Here is a 16136-nt window from a genome sequence, read left to right on the forward strand (position 1 = left end):
TGCCTCACGCTACCCAGTCGCCAGCCGGACCAGTCGCTGCCGGTCGATCTTGCCGCTGCTGGTCCGGGGCAGCGCGGGCAGGTCGAGCAACCGGCGGGGCAGCCCGTGGGCGGGCAGGTCGATGGCCAGATCGGCCCGAAGTCGATCAAGGTCGACCGGTCGGTCGGCGACGGCGATGATCATGGTTCCCCAGACGTCGTCCGGGACGCCGATGATCGCCAGCTCGGCGCCGGCGGCCGCGGGTGCCTGCCGGGCCAGCCGCTCCAGCTCGGCAAGATCGACGTTGTGGCCGCCGGTGATCACGACGTCGTCGATCCGGCCCAGCACCTGAAGTCGATCATGGTCCCAGCGGCCCCGGTCGGCGGTGACCAAGGTCCGCGTCTCGCCGTTCGTGCGGAGCGACGGCTCGGTCAGATCGGGCCGCAGCCGGTAGCCGGAGAACACCATCGGCCCGGTGATCTCGATCCGGTCGTCCTCCGGCCGGAGTCCGATGGTGACGCCGGGCAACGGTTCGCGGTCGTAGACGCAGCCGCCGCAGGTCTCGCTCATCCCGTACGTGGTGATCACGGAGAGCCCGGCCTCCCGGGCCGCGGCGAGCAGGTCCGCCGCGGCCGGCGCGCCGCCGATCATGATCATGTCGAAGCCGCCGAGCGCCGCGGTGATCACGGGATCGTTCAGTGCCCGGGCCAGCTGGGTCGGCACCAGCGACAGGTAGTGCCGGCCGCCGCCGGAGGGTGCGGTGAGATCGGCAAGATCACCGCTGGTCACGGAGACCGGGCGGCCGGCCAGCACGCCCCGTACCAACACCATCAGTCCGGCGACGTAGTGCGCCGGCAACGCCAGCGTCCAGGCTCCCGGCCCACCGAGTCGATCATGGGTCGCCTCGGCGGACGCGATCATGGCCGCCGCCGACAGCAGCACCCCCTTCGGCCGCCCGGTCGACCCGGACGTGCCGAGCACCGCGGCGATGCCCGGCTGCTCGATCGGCTGCTCCGGCTGGAGCATCGCCAGCGTCGCGTCCCGTTCGGCCGGGTCGAGCGGCAGCGGCGCGACCGGCTCACCGCCGGCCAGCGCCGCCGCCAGCACCGGGGTCAACGCCTCCGGGGTCGGTTCAACGGTCAGCACCCCGCCAGTCTCCCAGCGGCGCTCCCGTACCGCTCAGAGGGAGCCGTCCTTCCACGGTCCGGTGATCGCGAACGTGATCCCGGGGGACTGGACGTTGGCGAACAGCCACTTGCCGCCCTCCGGCTCGAACGTCGAGCCACACCACTCCGAGCCGCCGTAGTTGCCCGGCGCCACCTTCTTCCCCGGTACGCCGCCCTCCGGGATCACCACCTGATTCAGCGCGAACGGGAAGATCTCGCCGTCGGTGGTCAGGCCGTGCAGGTACTCGCCGGAGTCGCCGTCCTCGCAGAGGACGATGCCGCCGCGCGGGCTGACGCAGATGTTGTCCGGGTTGTTCAGGACGGTCGCGTCGGGCGACGCGAACAGGACGCGCATCCGCTCCTCGGCCGGGTCGTACTCGAAGACCTGGCCCTGGCCCTTCGGCCCGCCGCTGGTCGACACGAGATAGACCCGGTCGTTGCCCCACCAGGCGCCCTCGAGTCGGCGGAACACGGCCGCGCCCTTGGCCTGGCCCTGCAGCGCGGGCCGTACCTCGCCGGGCGCGTAGTCCGGGTTGTCGATCGTGACCCAGGAGGTCTCGTACTCGGTGCCGGTGGGATCGGCATAGGTGCTGTACGAGGAGCCGTCGTCGGTCTTGATCACCATCATCTGTAGCTTGCCGCCGGCCGCGAGGTCGTGCCGGCGCTTGGGCAGGAAGCGGTAGAAGCCGGCGGGGGTGTCGTCCTCGGTGAGGTAGACAACTCCGGTCCGCGGGTGCACCGCGACGGCTTCGTGGCTGTAGCGGCCCATCTCCTTGATCGGCCGCGGGTCGCCGGCCTTGTGGTGCGGCACCTCGAAGACGTACCCGTGCCGAGTGCCGTCGGCGCCGACCGCCGTGGTCTCCTCGCAGGTCAGCCAGCTGCCACCGGGGGTCGGGCCGCCGGCGCAGTTGCGGATCGTGCCGGACAGACTGGCCCGGGCCTCGGTGAACTTGCCGGCACTCGGGTCGAAGGTCAACGTCGTGGTGCCGCCGCCCGCGTTCCGGTCGTAGGCCGGGTCGGCGAACGCCCCGGTGAAGCTGCCGACCTCGTGGTTGCGGACGATCGCGATCTTGTCGTCGCGGCGGTGGAAGGCGGCCATCCCGTCGTGCATGCCCGGAGTCGGGCTGCCGTCGGACATCTCGTCACCGGTCCAGCCGAAGGACAGGTACTCGAAGCCCTTCGGCAGCTGGAGCAGCTCCAGGCCGGTGGTGTGGTCCTTGACCGGGCTCAGCGGCCCGTAGTCGGGGCCGACCGCGTGCTTGGTCATCGGCGCCGCGCCGGCGGTCCGGGCGCCGAGCGCCTCGAGCGGACCGAGCGCGACCAGCGAGGCCGCCGTGGCGAGGCCGCCGCGCAGGAACCGGCGCCGGCCGGTGCCGTCGGTGTCGGCGCCGGGCTGGGAAGGGGATTGGGGGTCGGGCATCGTGCGTCTCCTCGAAGTTCTCGTCCCTGGACCTTTCGAACCTAGGGACGGCTCCACGACACCCGCGAGACCTTCCGGCGGAAGCCTGGTCGAACAGTGGCGAACGGGTTGGCGCAGCTCGTCGACCGGCACAGGCGAGACTGGTCGGGTGCAGCCGATCACCTATCGCATCCCGATGAGGGTCCGGTTCCGCGGCATCGACACCCGGTACGGGATGGTCTGGCAGGGCCCGGCGGGGTGGGCCGAGTGGAGCCCGTTCCTGGATTACGACGGCGCCGAGCTGGTGCCCTGGCTGCGCGCCGCGGACGAGTCCGCCAACGTCGGTTGGCCGAAGCCGGTCCGGGACCGGATCGAGGTCAACGCGACGGTGCCGGCGGTCGGGCCGGAGCGGGCCCGGGCGATCGCGGCCGGGTCGGGCTGCCGTACCGCGAAGGTGAAGGTGGCCGAGGCCGGCCAGACGCTGGCCGACGACCTGGCCCGGGTCGAGGCGGTCCGGGACGCGCTCGGGCCGGCTGGCCGGATCCGGGTCGACGCCAACGGCGGCTGGTCGGTCGCGGCGGCCGGTGCCGCGCTGAGGGAGCTGGACCGGTTCGGGTTGGAGTACGCCGAGCAGCCGTGCCGGACCGTCGAGGAGCTCGCCGAGCTGCGCCGGTCCTTGCGCGGAACGGGGATCCTGATCGCCGCCGACGAGTCGATCCGGCGGGCCGAGGACCCGTACCGGGTGGTCGAGCTGGCGGCGGCGGACATCGCGGTCCTGAAGGTGCAGCCACTCGGCGGGGTCCGGGCGGCGCTGGAGATCGCGGAGCGGATCGGGCTGCCGGTGGTGGTGTCCAGCGCGCTGGAGACCTCGCTCGGGATCCGGGCCGGGGTGGCGCTGGCGGCGGCGCTGCCCGAGCTGCCGTACGCCTGCGGGCTGAACACCGTGCCGCTGCTCGGCGATGATCTTGTGCCGGAGTCGCTGGTGGCGGAGGGCGGTTGGTTGCCGGTGTCCGACCTGAAACCCGAGCCCGGCCGGCTGGATCGGCTGGCCGCCGCCCCGGAGGAGCACGCGTTCTGGCAGGCTCGGCTCATGCAGACGCGGCTGCTGGACCGGGAGAACTCGCGATGACCGATGCCACCCAGTGCGCTCGTACGGTGATCGAGGAGTTGATCTCGCGCGGGGTACGGGAGATCGTCGTCGCGCCCGGATCGCGGAGTGCTCCGCTGGCGTACGAGATCTTCGAGGCGGACCGGATCGACCTGCTGCGGCTGCACATCCGGACCGACGAGCGCAGCGCGGGCTTCACCGCCCTCGGGCTGGCCAAGGCGAGCGGCGAGCCGGTCGCGGTGATCACCACCTCGGGCACCGCGGTGGCGAACCTGCATCCGGCGGTGCTGGAGGCCGCGCACAGCCGGATCCCGTTGATCATGATCACGGCGGACCGGCCGGGGTTCCTGATCGGCACCGGAGCGAACCAGACCACGGAGCAGCGCAGCCTGTTCGCTGATCATGTGGTGGCCTCGGCCCAGTTCGATGATCATCGCGGCGACGTACGGCATTGGCAGTTCCACACCGCCCGGCTGGTCGTCGCGGCGACCGGCGAACGGACCGCGGACCCGGGACCGGTACACCTCAACATCGCCTTCAGCGACCCGTTGACCCCGACGCCCGTCGCGATCAACACCCGGCCGCCGGTGATCATCGAGTCGCCGGCCCGGACCGTCGAGCCGGCGCCGGTGCCGGCCGGCCCGCAGACGGTGATCATCGCCGGCGACACGGATCCGGAGACCGGGGCGCGAGCCGCGGCGATGGCGGAACAGTCCCGGCTGCCGCTGTTCGCCGAGCCGTCCAGCAATGCCCGTCGCGGTGCTGCGGCGATCGCGTTCTACCGGCTGCTGCTGACCACCGAGCTGGCCGACGAGATCGAACGCGTGATCGTGATCGGGCACCCGACCCTGTCCCGGCCGGTGAGCCGGCTGCTGGCCCGGGACGACGTGGAGATCATCGCCGTGACGCCGTACGCCCGGTGGGACGACGCCGGCGTCGGCGCGACCCGGGTGGTCGCCGCGGTGGCGCCGGAGCCGAGCGACCCGGCCTGGCTGGACCGCTGGCGTGATCATGATCAACGGCTGGCCGCCCTGATCGACCGGAGGCTGGCCGACGATCCCGACTTCACCGGACCGGGACTGGCCCGGACCGTCTGGGCCGCGCTGGGCGGTCAGGACACGCTGTTCACCGGTTCGTCCAACCCGGTCCGCGATCTTGATCTTGCTCCGATCTCGGCCGTGCCGCCCGTCACGTACGCGAACCGGGGACTGGCCGGCATCGACGGCTCGGCCTCGACCGCCGCCGGCATCGCGCTGGCGATCGGCCGCCCCACCCACGCCCTGCTCGGCGACCTCACCTTCCTGCACGACCTGGGCGGCTTGATCATCGGCCCCGAGGAGCCCCGCCCCGACCTGCGCGTGATCGTCGCGAACGACAACGGCGGCAGCATCTTCGCCACCCTCGAGTACGGCGCCCCGTCCCATCTGCGCGCCTTCGAACGGATCTTCGGCACCGCCCACACCGTCGACCTGGAACGCCTCGCCGGCGGCCTCGGCGCTCACTTCCACCGGGTCCAGAACGAGCAGGAACTGTCCGACGTCCTCGCCGAACCCCCGCTCGGCATCGAGGTCGTCGAAGCCACCATCGACCGCCGGCACCGCCGAACCCTGAACGCCCAACTCCAACAACTCACCACAAACCTCTAACCCCCCACCCCCTCCGCCGACCGGGCACAACAGCAGGCGTTTTGACGGCGTGTCGCTGCGCTTTACCCGGTCGATGGCAGGGAGGAAGTGCGCGACCGGAGGGGGATGGGTCGGCCGGGCACGAGCTTCAGCGGCAGGTACGGGCCGTTGGAGGTCGCTCCTCGGGCGTGGATTCCGCGACCGTCCCGTCCGTCACGACCGCGTCACCTCGTAGGTCCCGGTGGTCCGCCACTCAACGGCCTGCACGGCCTGCGTCACCTCGGGCCGCGGCTCACCGCACCAGTCGAGCGGGATCCGCGGGCGATAGCCGCGTCCGGTGGTGTCGACCAGCAGCAGGTACAGGATCGGCCTGGCGCTGGCGTCGCAGGCCGCGTTCGGCCGGGTGGGTGGGGCGGAGTCCGGCCACCGCAACCGCTGCACCAGTTCCGTGGTCAGCGTTCCGGTCTCCTGCGAGATCCGGTAGATCATGCTCCCGTCGTCGCGCTGGGTGGCCGAATCCGCGACGACGCAGCGAACCACGTCCGTCGGCCGGAACCCGACCTGCGGGAGCGACCCGGCGTAGACCTCGGCCTGTTCGAAGGGCGGCACCAACCCAGTCCCGTCGGCGGGGCACTCTCCGGTGATCAACGGCTGGACTGACGGTGAACCGCGGCTCGGCGCCGGCCCTGGCGGCCGCTCAAAGTCCGGCGGCGCCGCGGTGCACGCCGCGACGCAGCCCAGGACCACGACGACGAGGACCCACCTCACCCAACCAGGCTAGGCGCGGGGCCCGCCCGGCCGCGTGCGATCGCGCAATCTCGATCGCGGACCTCTCACACCATCCGCGACTGTCGCTCCGATCCGCGACCGCAGCAACGGTCGCGCGTGAGAGGAACGGTCGCGGCTGCCGACGGCGGATCTCCGGCGCGCCGCGCGCTCGGCTTGGAGCGGGGTCAGGGTTGGGCGCGGAGCCAGGAGCGGACCGCGGCGGTGGCCCGGACGTCGTCCTCGTTGTAGTCGAGCACCCGTTGCCGGGCCGAGGTGCGCTGGTCGGCGGTCTCACCGGAGACGGCTTCGGCGAACCAGAGCTGGGAGTTGAGGCCGCCCGGGTCCTCATCGCGCCAGGCGAAGCCGGCGCCGGCGCGGGCGACGACCTTGAGGCCGAGGCCGTCGGCGCCGAAGAAGTGCTCCTTGACCACGTCGAGCAGATCGACGAAACCGGTCCGCTCCTCGCGGACCCGTTCCTGCTTCGTCCGGGCCAGGCCGCGGGCCCAGGTCAGGACCGGATCGTCGGTGCCCTTGGCCAGCCGCTCGATGGCGGCCAGCTCGAAGCCGCTGTAGTGGTAGATCAGCGTGGTCTCCGCCGCCGCGAGTTGATCATGGAGCCAGCCGAGCGCCTGCACGGCCAGCGCCTGCTCCGCTTCGTGATCAAGGTCGGTGAAGGTGGAGAAGGCCTGGTAGCGAGGCCGGCCGCCGTCGTTGATCAGGAAGCCCCACAGGTAGACCAGCCCGCCGGCGGTCGTCTCGATGTCGAAGTCGATCTCGAGTGCGGCCGGCGGCAGGTCGATCGTGCCTTCGGTGACCCGCTCCAACGGAATGCCGCTGGCGATCAGGTACGCCCGTCGCACCGCGGTGCGGAGCCGGCTCTCGGCACCGGCCCGGTGCTGCACCTCGGGCAGGTAGCGCTCCAGCAGTTCCTCGAGGTCGGCATCGACGAGGTCGGTGATCGTGAAGACCCCGTTCCGCCGCAGGGTGGCGATCTCGCGGACGTCGAGCCGGCCCTTGTCCACCCGCAGGCTGACGTCGTCCTGGTGCAGTTGCGGGCGGCAGCGGTCCCACCACTGGCACCGGGCACACTCGTCGACCACGATCGGCAGCACCAGCGGCGCCGGGTCGTCCGTCGCGCCGCGCCGCCGGTCGGCCGTGTCGGCCACGGCGAGCCGGAACGCGAACTCGTGGTCGTACCGCTCCAGCAGCGTGCGCAGCCGCCAGCCCTCGGGCTGGCTGCGGGAGAAGGTCCGCACGACCGGCCGGTCCAGCCGGAGCCAGGTCAGCACCGGACCCTCGCCGGCCCGCTCCGGATGATCATCGGTGCCGATCACGGCGACGGTCGGCTCGTCGGCCGACCAGCCGAGCTGCTCCAGCATCCGCCAGTAGTGCGCCAGTTGCAGGAAGTCGGCTTCCCGGCTGGCGACCCGAGGCCCGTACCCGCTGATCATGGTCCGGTGCTGCGGGCCGGGCTTGATCAATTCCGTGTACGGCAGCTCGGCGACCGGCTCCTCCCGGTGCCGGAGCCGCTCGATGATCTTGTGCCACTTCACCTCGACCGGGTGGTAGCCGGGCCGGCCGTCGGACCGGTCGGCACCGCGGACCAGCAGGTCCGGATTGCCCAGCCGGCGACCGTCGGCGTCCGGCGGCAGCGTCGGGCCCATGATCACCGGCAGCCCCGCCGCGACCGCTTCGGCGCAGGCGCCGGTCCTGATCTCGCCCGGATGGTCGGCCAGCTCGCGCAGATCGAGCACCGGCTCGGCGCAGGCGTGCAGCAGCCGGTCCAGCACCTCGCTCTGGTACGTCAGCCCGCCGTCGAACAGCTCGGCCAGCGAGTCGTCCGGCTCCGCCCCCGGGTGCGGGACCGTCCGGTCGAACGCGTTGTGGGTCTTGACCGCGCAGCTGCGGGCCGCGTAGGACCCGAGCATGACGTCGCCAGCCATAACGCCGCCTCAGGCCGTCGCCCGGTGCAGCGCGACGATCCCGCTGCTGAGGTTGCGCCACTCGACGCCGGTCCAGCCGGCGGACGCGATCAGGTCGGCCAGCCCCGGCTGGTCGGGCCAGTCGAGGATCGACTCGGCCAGGTAGCGGTAGGCCGCGGGATTGCTGGACACGAGGTCGGCCATCCGGGGCAGCGCGGCCAGCAGGTAGTTGCGGTACACCAGCCGGAACGGCGCCCAGGTCGGCGTCGAGAACTCGCAGATCACCAGCCGGCCGCCGGGCCGGGTGACCCGGCGCAGCTCGACCAGCGCCGCCTCGGTGTGCTCGACGTTGCGCAGCCCGAACGAGATCGTGACCGCGTCGAAGGCGTCGTCCACGTACGGCAGCTGCAGGGCGTCGCCGGCGACGAAGCCGAGTCCGGGCAGCCGCCGCTTGCCGACGGTGAGCATGCCGAGCGAGAGATCGGTCGGGAACACCAACGCGCCCTCATCCGCGAAGGTCTGGCTGGAGGTGCCGGTGCCCGCCGCGAGATCGAGGATCCGCATCCCGGGCCGGGGCCGGACCGCCTCGACGACGGCCTTGCGCCAGGCCCGGTCCTGCCCGAGCGAGATGACGTCGTTGGCCAGGTCGTACCGTTCCGCGACCCGGTCGAACATGGCGGAGACGTCGGCGCGCCTTTTGGCGAGGGTCGCGCGGGCTGGGTGCTCGGACATGGGCCCAGCCTGCCATCCCGGTCCGACATTCGTCCGCGACCCCGACGCCGGTGTCAGGGGGTCGGGCGGTCGATCCGCCGGGAGTGCGCCAGAATCGACGCCATGGCGAAGCGACCCACCGTGCTCAAGGTCTCCGGGCTGAAACGTGCCTACGGCCCGACCACGATCTTGGACAAGTTCAGCATCGAGGTGCACGGTGGCGAGGCGGTCGCGCTGACCGGGCGGAACGGTTCGGGCAAGTCGACCCTGCTGCGCTGCCTGGTCGGTGCCGACAAGCCGGACGAGGGCACCATCGAGGTGGACGGTACGCCGATGTCGGAGACCTCGCCGCAGATCCGCCGCGACGTCGCCACCGTGATCGACGACCTCGACTTCTTCCCGGACCTGAGCGTGGTCGAGCACCTGGACCTGCTGGCCCGGGCGCACGGCATCGAGGACACCGAGTCGGTGGTGGACGAGGTGCTGGAGGAGGTGCAGCTGGTGCCGCAGTCCGGCCAGTTGCCCGGCACCCTGTCGTCCGGTCAGCGCCGGCGGCTGGCCCTGGCCACCGCTTTCGTACGGCCGCGCAAGCTGTTGATCATGGACGAGCCGGAGCAGCGGCTGGACACCGAGGGCGTGCGATGGCTGGCCGAGCGGCTGAAGAACGAACGGAAGAAGGGGCTGGCGATCGTGTTCGCCAGCCACGAGCCGTCGCTGGTGGAGACCGTGGCGACCCGGGTGGTCGAGCTCGGGATCAATCGCTGATGAGCTCCACGGACGGCGCGGAGGACTTCACTCCGTACCAGATGCCCGACCTTCAGCCCGCGTCCGCGCGCGAGCTGAAGCTGATGATCAAGGACTGGCGGACCGGCCGGGCCACCAAGAAGCTGGGCGAGGCGCTGCACGACGCCTACATCGCGATCCTCGGCCTGGCCATGGTCGGCGCCATGATCGTCAACGTGATCATCAGCGCGCAGCAGGTGGTCGCCCAGTGCGCCAGCGACTCCTGCCTGTCCGCGCGGGCCGTGCTGCCCTGGGGTTCGCTGGCGCTGTCGGTCGCCGTGGCGCTGACCGCGAGCCGGCTGTTCGGCCCGGTGCTGGCCTCGGCGGCGGAGGGCTTCTGGCTGCTGGACGCGCCGGTGGACCGGCGGCGGCTGCTCACCTCGCGGCTGGCTTCGGCCCTGGTGATCGCCTTGATCGGCGGCGCGGCAGTCGGTGCTCTGGTTGCCGCCCTGACCGGGTCCGGGCTGCCGGCGGTGCTGGCCTGGACCGGGGCGACGGGCGTCGCGGCGATGGCCGCGGTGACGTTCGCGGCGGCCGAGCAGGGCGTCGAGCGTCGGCTCTGGGTACGGCTGCTGACGTACCTCTTCGCCTGGGTCGGTGTCGCGGCCCTCGGCGGCGTGATCGCGGTCGCCGCCAACTGGTTCTCGATCGATCTCGGGCCGGACCGGTCGCTGGAGATCGCGCTGGCCGTCATGGCGGCCGGGTTGTTGATCTTCGTGATCGGCCTCGGGCTCGCGGTCACCCGGCTGCGCCGGATCCGGCGGTCCCGGCTGACCAGCGGCGGTGCCCTGGCCGGCGGCATCTCCGGTGCGTTCTTCGCGCTCGACGTCGGCCTGGTCCGCGACATCGTGGTCGAGCAACGGGCGGTCGAGATCGGTCACGTGAGGCCGAAGCGGGGCAAGGGCATCGGGCTGCAGGCGTTGACCTGGCGGGAGTGGCAGCGGCTCTGGCGGTTCCCGCAGCCGCTGCTGGTGGTGCTGGCCACGGTCGCGATTCCGTACGCGGCGGACGCCCTCGGGCTGAGCCGGATCGCTCCGGTGATCGGCGGTATCGCCCTGTTCGCGGCGCTGATCCCGCTGCTCGGGGGCCTGCGGGTGCTGACCCGGACCGGTGGACTGGCTCGCTGCCTGCCGTACCCGACGAGCAAGATCAAACTCGCCACGATCGCGATCCCGGCCGGCGTCGCCCTGGTCTGGGCGCTGGCGATCACGGCCGCGTTCGTCGGCTTCGGTGAGGGAGCCGAGCAGCGGTCGATCTTCGATGCGTTCCTGATGGCGCTGGCCACCGGTGCGGCCGGCCTGCTCGGCGCGGTGCGCTGGACCCAGTCCAAGCCGGTCAACTTCGCCGCCCCGATGGTCGCCACCCAAGCCGGCGCGTTCCCGCCGGGGCTGACCACCAAGATCATCGCCGGCTTCGACATCTGTGTCCTGGTGACGTTCCCGATGCTGCTGGGCGGTTCGCCGTTCTGGTCGATCGCGATCGCCGGCATCGTCGCGCTGTTCCTGTTGATCTCGGTGGACGCCGACCAGTTGCGCCAGCAACAGCAGGAGCAGCAGCGGATGCTCGACGAGCAGAAGCGCAGGCGCGAGGCGGCGGCGTCGCAGCAGAAGCAGCGCAAGCGCTGACCGACACGCCGGAGCCGGCTCCGGGGCGAGCGGAGCGACGGGCGTGTCGTTGATCAACTCGTCCTAGGCTGCCGCGGTGGAGTTCACCGAGGATGCCGTCTATCACTTCTCCGAGGACCCGACGATCACCCGTTTCGCGCCGCACGTCGCGAAGACCGCGCAGGTCAAGGGCGCGTACGTGTGGGCGGTGCCCGCGCACCGGACGCACGACTACTGGTTCCCGCGGCAGTGCCCGCGGGCGATGGCCTGGGCCCGGCCGGACAGCGACCCCGACGACGTCGCGAAGATCATCGGGCCGGGCGGCGGGAGCCGGGTGCACGCGGTCGAGTTCGGCTGGCTGGAGGCGATCCGGACCGTCGAGCTGTACGTCTACCGGTTCGACCCGGCCGGCTTCCGCCCGGCCGACGAGACCGACGAGCCGCCGGCCGTGGTGACCGAGTCCGAGGTCGTACCGCTCGGTCCGGCGGAGCCCGTCGGCGACCTGCTCGCCTTGCACGAGCGGGCCGGGATCCAGCTTCGGGTGCTGCCCACGCTGTCGGACTTCTGGGCCGCGGTGATCACCAGCACGCTCGGCTTCAGCGGAATCCGGCTGCGTAACGCCCGGTCTTGAGGGAACCCTGCGCTGATCTTGGTCCCGTTCGGCAGCAATGCCGCCGACGTCCTGAAGGCCCCGCTGCACATAATCAACACGGATGAATCGTTGGTTGGACTGAATTGTTCACGTCCGGCTACTGGAGCCGGGCATCGGGGAGGATCCAGTGATCATCATGGCTGTCGCATACTTTTCTCGGAGCCTGTCATGAGGCTCCCGCCGGACACCGTGGAGTCGGCCGAGCACCGGGTGCAGTTGTGGTTCGGGCCGCACATCCTTCGGACCTATCGAGCTGCCCCGTCCGCCGCGGAGCAGTACGCCCAAGCCGTCGGGAGTCGATTCCCCGGCGTTCGGGTGACCATTGACGATCAAGCCGGCCAGGGACTCGCGCCGTTGCCGTGCGAGCAGCTCTGGATGCTCACGCCGTGAATCTGCCCGTTCCGGACCGAGCCATCGTCGGCCGACTACTGTGCTGAGCCATGGAAGACGACACCCGTTGGTGGCAGCGCCTGGGACAGCGTGAGCTGCGCGAGGGGATCCGTCAGAACAACCTGATGTACGGCGGTCTGGTCGGGGTCGCACTCATCATGGTGCAACCGTTCCTGACCACCGGGCTGGACGGACTGTCGGCCACGATCTGTGTGTTCGCGTTCGCCGCCGCGGTGCCGCTGCTGGCTGCGCTGATCTTGATCACCGAGCAGGAGAAGTTCCGCGGCCGGCCCAGCAACTCCAGGTTCGTGGAGGTGATCAGGTCGCTCGCCGTGCTGGCCAGCCTGATCGGCCTGGCGGCCGGGTTCTGGCACATGTCCTGGATCGCGGGGGTCATCGTCCTGGTCAGCATCATCCTGGGGGTCGCGGCGCACAGTGCGGGCTATACCCGGGTCGAGGAAGCGTCCGAAGCGGAACCGGGTGAAGCAGAGTCCGAGAATGCGGAGGACCAGGGCTGACGGCGGTTCAGCCGGCAGCGAACCACAGCGACTGAATTTCTCGGGCCGGGTTAGTTTGGGCGCATGCGCGCCGACGAGATCGATCAGCCGAAGGCCAAGGACCCCTTGCTGCGGTCGCTGATCGGCGCCGCGCTCCGCCGGACCCGGCAGCGGCAGGGCCGCACGCTGGCCGACGTCGCGGAGACGGCCGGCGTCTCGGTGCCGTACCTCTCCGAGATCGAGCGGGGCCGCAAGGAACCGTCGTCGGAGGTGCTCGGCGCGGTCTGCGACGCGCTCCGGATCGAGTTGGTGGACCTGGTCGCCATGGTCGGGCGGGAACTGGTCGAGCTCCGGACCTCTCGGGTCGTCGTGCCGATCGGGTCCCGCAGGCGGCGGGCCCGGCGCCGGCTGCACGATCTGCCGGCGACGGACGAGCGGCCGCTCGAGATCGCCCGACCGCTCGCCCCGCGCCAGTCCGGCCGCGGCGACATCACCTGCCTCGCCGCCTAGCTGTAGGCCGGCTCCAGCACCTTCCGGGTGGTCACCACCTGATCGGCCAGGCCGTACGCGACGGCCTCCTCGGCGCCGAACACGCGGTCCCGGTCGCTGTCGATCCTGATCTTGTCCGCCGGATGCCCGGTGTGCTCGGCCATCACCTCCTCGATCTCCTCCCGCAGCTTGGCCATCTCCTTGGCCTGTACGGCGAGATCGGGCAGGGTGCCGCGGGCTCCGCCGGACGGCTGCTGCAGCAGCACCTTGCTGTGCCGCAGCACCGCCCGCTTGCCGCGGGTCCCGGCCGCCAGCAGGACGGCAGCGGCGGCACCGGCCTGGCCCATGCAGAAGGTGGCCACGTCGGACCGGACGAACTGCATGGTGTCGTAGATCGCCATCATGGCGGTGTACGAACCGCCCGGTGAGTTGATGTGCAGGTTGATGTCGAGGCCGGCGCTCTCGGAGTCCAGGTGCAGCAACTGCGCGATGATCACGTTGGCCACGCCGTCGTCGATCTCGGTGCCGAGGAAGATGATCCGCTCGTTGAGCAACCGGGAATAGATGTCGAAGGCGCGCTCGCCGGTCGGCGTCCGCTCCACCACGGTGGGAATCGTGTACTGCCCCATGATCACAAACCGACCTTCCCGGCCGACGCGGGCCGTACGTCCTCGACGCGGTGGATGATCTTGTCGATCATCCCGTACGCCAGCGCCTCGTCGGCGCTGAACCAGCGGTCCCGCTGGCTGTCCTCGATGACCTTGCGCACCGGCTGACCGGTGTGGTCGGAGATCAACTGGTTGATCACCTGCGAGGTGCGGTCCAGCTGGCGGGCGTAGATCTCGATGTCCGCGGCGGTGCCGCCGAAGCCGGCCGAACCCTGGTGCATCAGGATCTGCGCGTGCGGCAGGGCGTACCGCTTTCCCTTGGTGCCGGTGCAGAGCAGGATCTGCGCCATGCTGCCGGCCAGTCCCATCGCCAGCGTGCTGACGTCGTTCGGGATCATCTGGATCGTGTCGTACATGGCCAGCCCGGCGCTGACCGAACCGCCCGGCGAATTGATGTAGATGGTGATGTCGCGGCGCGGGTCCTGCGCCGACAGGAGCAGCAGCTGGGCACAGATCTGGTTCGCGATCGCGTCGTCGACCTCGACGCCGAGCACGATGATCCGCTGCTCCAGCAGCCGAGCGTTGAGATGGTCACCGAACGGCTGCGGCCGTTCGGTCTGGGTTGCGGTCATGATCACTCCTGCCTTTCGTGGTGTGACCAACCCTGACCGACCCGAGGCCGCTGCCCAAGATCGTTTAGCTGAGGGCAGAGTCCCGTATTCTGAGGTCGGCTGCGGAACGGAGGACGGGATGACCACGGAGCAGGGCGCCGGCTCGGCGCTGGCCTCGGCCGCGTCCCTGGTGAGGCCGCGCAGCGCGACCTGTGGCCCGGAGTGCCGGAAACGTCCGTGCACCCTGCGCGAGATCCGGTACGCCGAGCGCGAACTTGATCAAGAGCCCGTCCTCATCGTGTGGGCCGAGTTGAGCGTGCTGAGCCACCTGCTGGGCCAACCGATGCCGGTCCCGGCGACCTGGCTGCTCGATGCGCTCCATCGTTTCGGGTCCCGGCATCGGGAGTGCACGTTCTCCCATGCGGTGGATGCCGCCGCGCGGGCTCGGATTCCGGCGTTCGCTCGGCAGCTCAGTGCCAAGGCCCTGGCCGCCCACGTCAACGACGCCATGAAGGGCCTGGTGTCGTACAACGGCACGGACTGCGGTCCCGAGGAAGTGGGGACCTGGAGCGTGCCGAGGTCCGAACGTGACTTGCGTGCCCTAGTCTTCGGCGCCGACCGTCCGTCCCGGCTGGAGACGGCTGTCGGGTGCTCGCACGGCGAGCCCGGCTGGCCAGAGCGGATGGTGGCGGCCGTCGAGGATCTTCGCGGCTGCGCTTGGGTGACCGAACAGTTGGCTGGGCGGTGGTGACGATGGAACGTTCGGAACGCGATAAACCGGAACAGACCGACGCCGCTGGCGGCCTGGATCAGATCACGCTGCCGCCGCCACCGAGTCAGGAGCAGCGGGCCCGGATCTTCGCCGAGGCGGCGGCCGAGGTGCGTGCCGACAACGAGCAGCATCCGCGGCGGAATCTGGATCCGCCCGACGACGCCGAGGCGCCCGAACGTGACAAATGGGACGATTCGGAGACGACCGGCACTCAGATCGATGAACTCAAGAACGAGGGGCATGGACCGCAACGCCACGTGGAGATCACCGACGATGGACGAAAGGGACGTCTCGGTACGGCCGCCCATGATGAGAACGGGGACGTCATGTACCGACCTGACGGTCACGTGAAGAAGCAGCGAGGAAGTCAGATCGATCCCGAGACCGGCACACCGACCGATGCCATGAATGGCGGACTCCACTTCTGCGGTCCCTATGCCTGCAAGTTCAACGATCCTGCCGACTACTGTCGAGCAGACGAGGAACTGCGTCGTCGAGCCGTGGATACCGGAGAGCTCAACCAGGAAGCCCGAGCCTCGGATCTGTTCCCGGGGCAACATCCCAACGATCTGTTCGACGGGTTCTACCAGGATCCGAATCAGCCTGAGGACAACGACGGAAAACCCAGGTTCAAATCCGTGGACTTCACGGACTGCACGATCAAGAGTTTCTACGTGGAGTCTGACGATGGCGCACTCAATTTGACAACGATGTATCCCGATCCGGAAAGGGGTCGAAATGGTTGATGCAGAACCGTACGCGATGGATCCGAGCCTGAAGTCCTTCGTCAGCATCGCCTTCTCTGCCGAGGTGGCGGGATCGTTGGAAGACGTGCGTAGGGGACTGCCCAGAAGAGGCGAAGCAGCCTTGTTGAAGCTCCGTGCGGATTTCCGCGACCTCGTGGACAACAGGCGGCTCACGCTGCGCGAGTTCTGCATGATGAGCGATCTTGACTTCGATACCGAGGTCGAGCTCTACAGCTATCTCCACGCTGCCTATGACTATCTGTTCGAGAACGCAGAAACACCCCCGGACCCGCCCTGGTTCTGACG

Annotated in this window: 18 protein-coding genes; 11 read left to right on the plus strand and 7 right to left on the minus strand. The window is 70.3% G+C overall.

What is annotated here, in order from left to right; all coding sequences use genetic code 11:
* Positions 1 to 9: 9 nt before the first annotated feature.
* Together ACFQU4_RS24130 and ACFQU4_RS24135 are read right to left on the minus strand one after the other, a co-directional pair.
* Positions 10 to 1125, minus strand: coding sequence for an AMP-binding protein (locus ACFQU4_RS24130; protein WP_377496820.1), 1116 nt, complete (start codon positions 1123 to 1125; stop codon positions 10 to 12).
* A gap of 33 nt (positions 1126 to 1158) precedes the next feature.
* Complete coding sequence (locus ACFQU4_RS24135; RefSeq protein ID WP_377496822.1) at positions 1159 to 2565, minus strand: PhoX family protein; 1407 nt, start codon at positions 2563 to 2565, stop codon at positions 1159 to 1161.
* A gap of 148 nt (positions 2566 to 2713) precedes the next feature.
* Between ACFQU4_RS24135 and ACFQU4_RS24140 the strand changes: the two genes are divergently transcribed.
* Both ACFQU4_RS24140 and menD read left to right on the plus strand, forming a co-directional pair.
* Positions 2714 to 3673 carry an o-succinylbenzoate synthase gene (locus ACFQU4_RS24140; RefSeq protein ID WP_377496824.1) on the plus strand — a complete coding sequence of 320 codons (960 nt, stop codon included), beginning with the start codon at positions 2714 to 2716 and terminating at the stop codon, positions 3671 to 3673.
* The gene (menD, locus tag ACFQU4_RS24145; protein WP_377496826.1) at positions 3670 to 5298 is read left to right on the plus strand and encodes a 2-succinyl-5-enolpyruvyl-6-hydroxy-3-cyclohexene-1-carboxylic-acid synthase; all 1629 of its coding nucleotides are present in this window, start codon (positions 3670 to 3672) and stop codon (positions 5296 to 5298) included. Before ACFQU4_RS24140 ends, menD begins: the two co-directional genes overlap by 4 nt.
* Before the next feature lie 192 nt (positions 5299 to 5490).
* On the opposite strand, the gene ACFQU4_RS24150 is transcribed toward menD, so the two are convergent.
* From ACFQU4_RS24150 to ACFQU4_RS24160, 3 genes are all read right to left on the minus strand, one after another.
* Entirely contained in the window at positions 5491 to 5886 is a 396-nt protein-coding gene (locus tag ACFQU4_RS24150; protein WP_377496828.1) for a hypothetical protein, read from the minus strand.
* A 344-nt stretch (positions 5887 to 6230) separates the two neighbouring features.
* Positions 6231 to 7988, minus strand: a complete 1758-nt coding sequence (locus ACFQU4_RS24155; RefSeq protein WP_377496830.1) for a TM0106 family RecB-like putative nuclease — start codon at positions 7986 to 7988, stop codon at positions 6231 to 6233.
* Between the two features lie 9 nt (positions 7989 to 7997).
* Entirely contained in the window at positions 7998 to 8699 is a 702-nt protein-coding gene (locus tag ACFQU4_RS24160; RefSeq protein WP_377496832.1) for a demethylmenaquinone methyltransferase, read from the minus strand.
* 102 nt (positions 8700 to 8801) lie between these two features.
* On the opposite strand from ACFQU4_RS24160, the gene ACFQU4_RS24165 reads away from it, so the two are divergent.
* The 6 genes from ACFQU4_RS24165 (at position 8802) to ACFQU4_RS24190 (ending at position 13114) form a co-directional block, all read left to right on the plus strand.
* Entirely contained in the window at positions 8802 to 9443 is a 642-nt protein-coding gene (locus ACFQU4_RS24165) for an ATP-binding cassette domain-containing protein (RefSeq protein ID WP_377496834.1), read from the plus strand.
* Positions 9443 to 11086: a DUF6297 family protein gene (locus tag ACFQU4_RS24170; protein WP_377496836.1), complete on the plus strand. Its 1644-nt coding sequence runs from the start codon at positions 9443 to 9445 to the stop codon at positions 11084 to 11086. Before ACFQU4_RS24165 ends, ACFQU4_RS24170 begins: the two co-directional genes overlap by 1 nt.
* A gap of 76 nt (positions 11087 to 11162) precedes the next feature.
* A complete protein-coding gene (locus ACFQU4_RS24175) occupies positions 11163 to 11696 on the plus strand; it encodes a DUF6886 family protein (RefSeq protein WP_377496838.1) in 534 nt (177 codons plus the stop codon).
* Positions 11697 to 11885: 189 nt separating this feature from the next.
* Positions 11886 to 12107: a hypothetical protein gene (locus ACFQU4_RS24180; protein WP_377496840.1), complete on the plus strand. Its 222-nt coding sequence runs from the start codon at positions 11886 to 11888 to the stop codon at positions 12105 to 12107.
* A 50-nt stretch (positions 12108 to 12157) separates the two neighbouring features.
* Positions 12158 to 12625 (plus strand): hypothetical protein, encoded by a 468-nt coding sequence (locus ACFQU4_RS24185; protein ID WP_377496842.1) that lies wholly within the window; start codon positions 12158 to 12160, stop codon positions 12623 to 12625.
* Positions 12626 to 12688: 63 nt separating this feature from the next.
* Positions 12689 to 13114 carry a helix-turn-helix domain-containing protein gene (locus ACFQU4_RS24190; protein ID WP_377496844.1) on the plus strand — a complete coding sequence of 142 codons (426 nt, stop codon included), beginning with the start codon at positions 12689 to 12691 and terminating at the stop codon, positions 13112 to 13114.
* On the opposite strand, the gene ACFQU4_RS24195 is transcribed toward ACFQU4_RS24190, so the two are convergent.
* Together ACFQU4_RS24195 and ACFQU4_RS24200 are read right to left on the minus strand one after the other, a co-directional pair.
* A complete protein-coding gene (locus ACFQU4_RS24195) occupies positions 13111 to 13722 on the minus strand; it encodes a ClpP family protease (protein ID WP_377496951.1) in 612 nt (203 codons plus the stop codon). The two genes, ACFQU4_RS24190 and ACFQU4_RS24195, sit on opposite strands and share 4 nt — an antisense overlap.
* 2 nt (positions 13723 to 13724) lie before the next feature.
* Positions 13725 to 14333, minus strand: coding sequence for a ClpP family protease (locus tag ACFQU4_RS24200; RefSeq protein ID WP_377496846.1), 609 nt, complete (start codon positions 14331 to 14333; stop codon positions 13725 to 13727).
* A 118-nt stretch (positions 14334 to 14451) separates the two neighbouring features.
* Between ACFQU4_RS24200 and ACFQU4_RS24205 the strand changes: the two genes are divergently transcribed.
* Genes ACFQU4_RS24205 through ACFQU4_RS24215 form a run of 3 tightly spaced genes read left to right on the plus strand, consistent with a single transcriptional unit; the run spans position 14452 to position 16134 of the window.
* Positions 14452 to 15063: a hypothetical protein gene (locus ACFQU4_RS24205; protein WP_377496848.1), complete on the plus strand. Its 612-nt coding sequence runs from the start codon at positions 14452 to 14454 to the stop codon at positions 15061 to 15063.
* A 2-nt stretch (positions 15064 to 15065) separates the two neighbouring features.
* The gene (locus tag ACFQU4_RS24210; RefSeq protein ID WP_377496850.1) at positions 15066 to 15830 is read left to right on the plus strand and encodes a hypothetical protein; all 765 of its coding nucleotides are present in this window, start codon (positions 15066 to 15068) and stop codon (positions 15828 to 15830) included.
* Positions 15823 to 16134 carry a hypothetical protein gene (locus tag ACFQU4_RS24215; protein WP_377496852.1) on the plus strand — a complete coding sequence of 104 codons (312 nt, stop codon included), beginning with the start codon at positions 15823 to 15825 and terminating at the stop codon, positions 16132 to 16134. The genes ACFQU4_RS24210 and ACFQU4_RS24215 overlap by 8 nt, the downstream gene beginning before the upstream one ends.
* Positions 16135 to 16136 lie beyond the last annotated feature (2 nt).

It is taken from the genome of Microlunatus sp. GCM10028923 (assembly GCF_042666975.1).
In the GTDB taxonomy this organism is placed as follows: Bacteria; Actinomycetota; Actinomycetes; order Propionibacteriales; family Propionibacteriaceae; genus Microlunatus.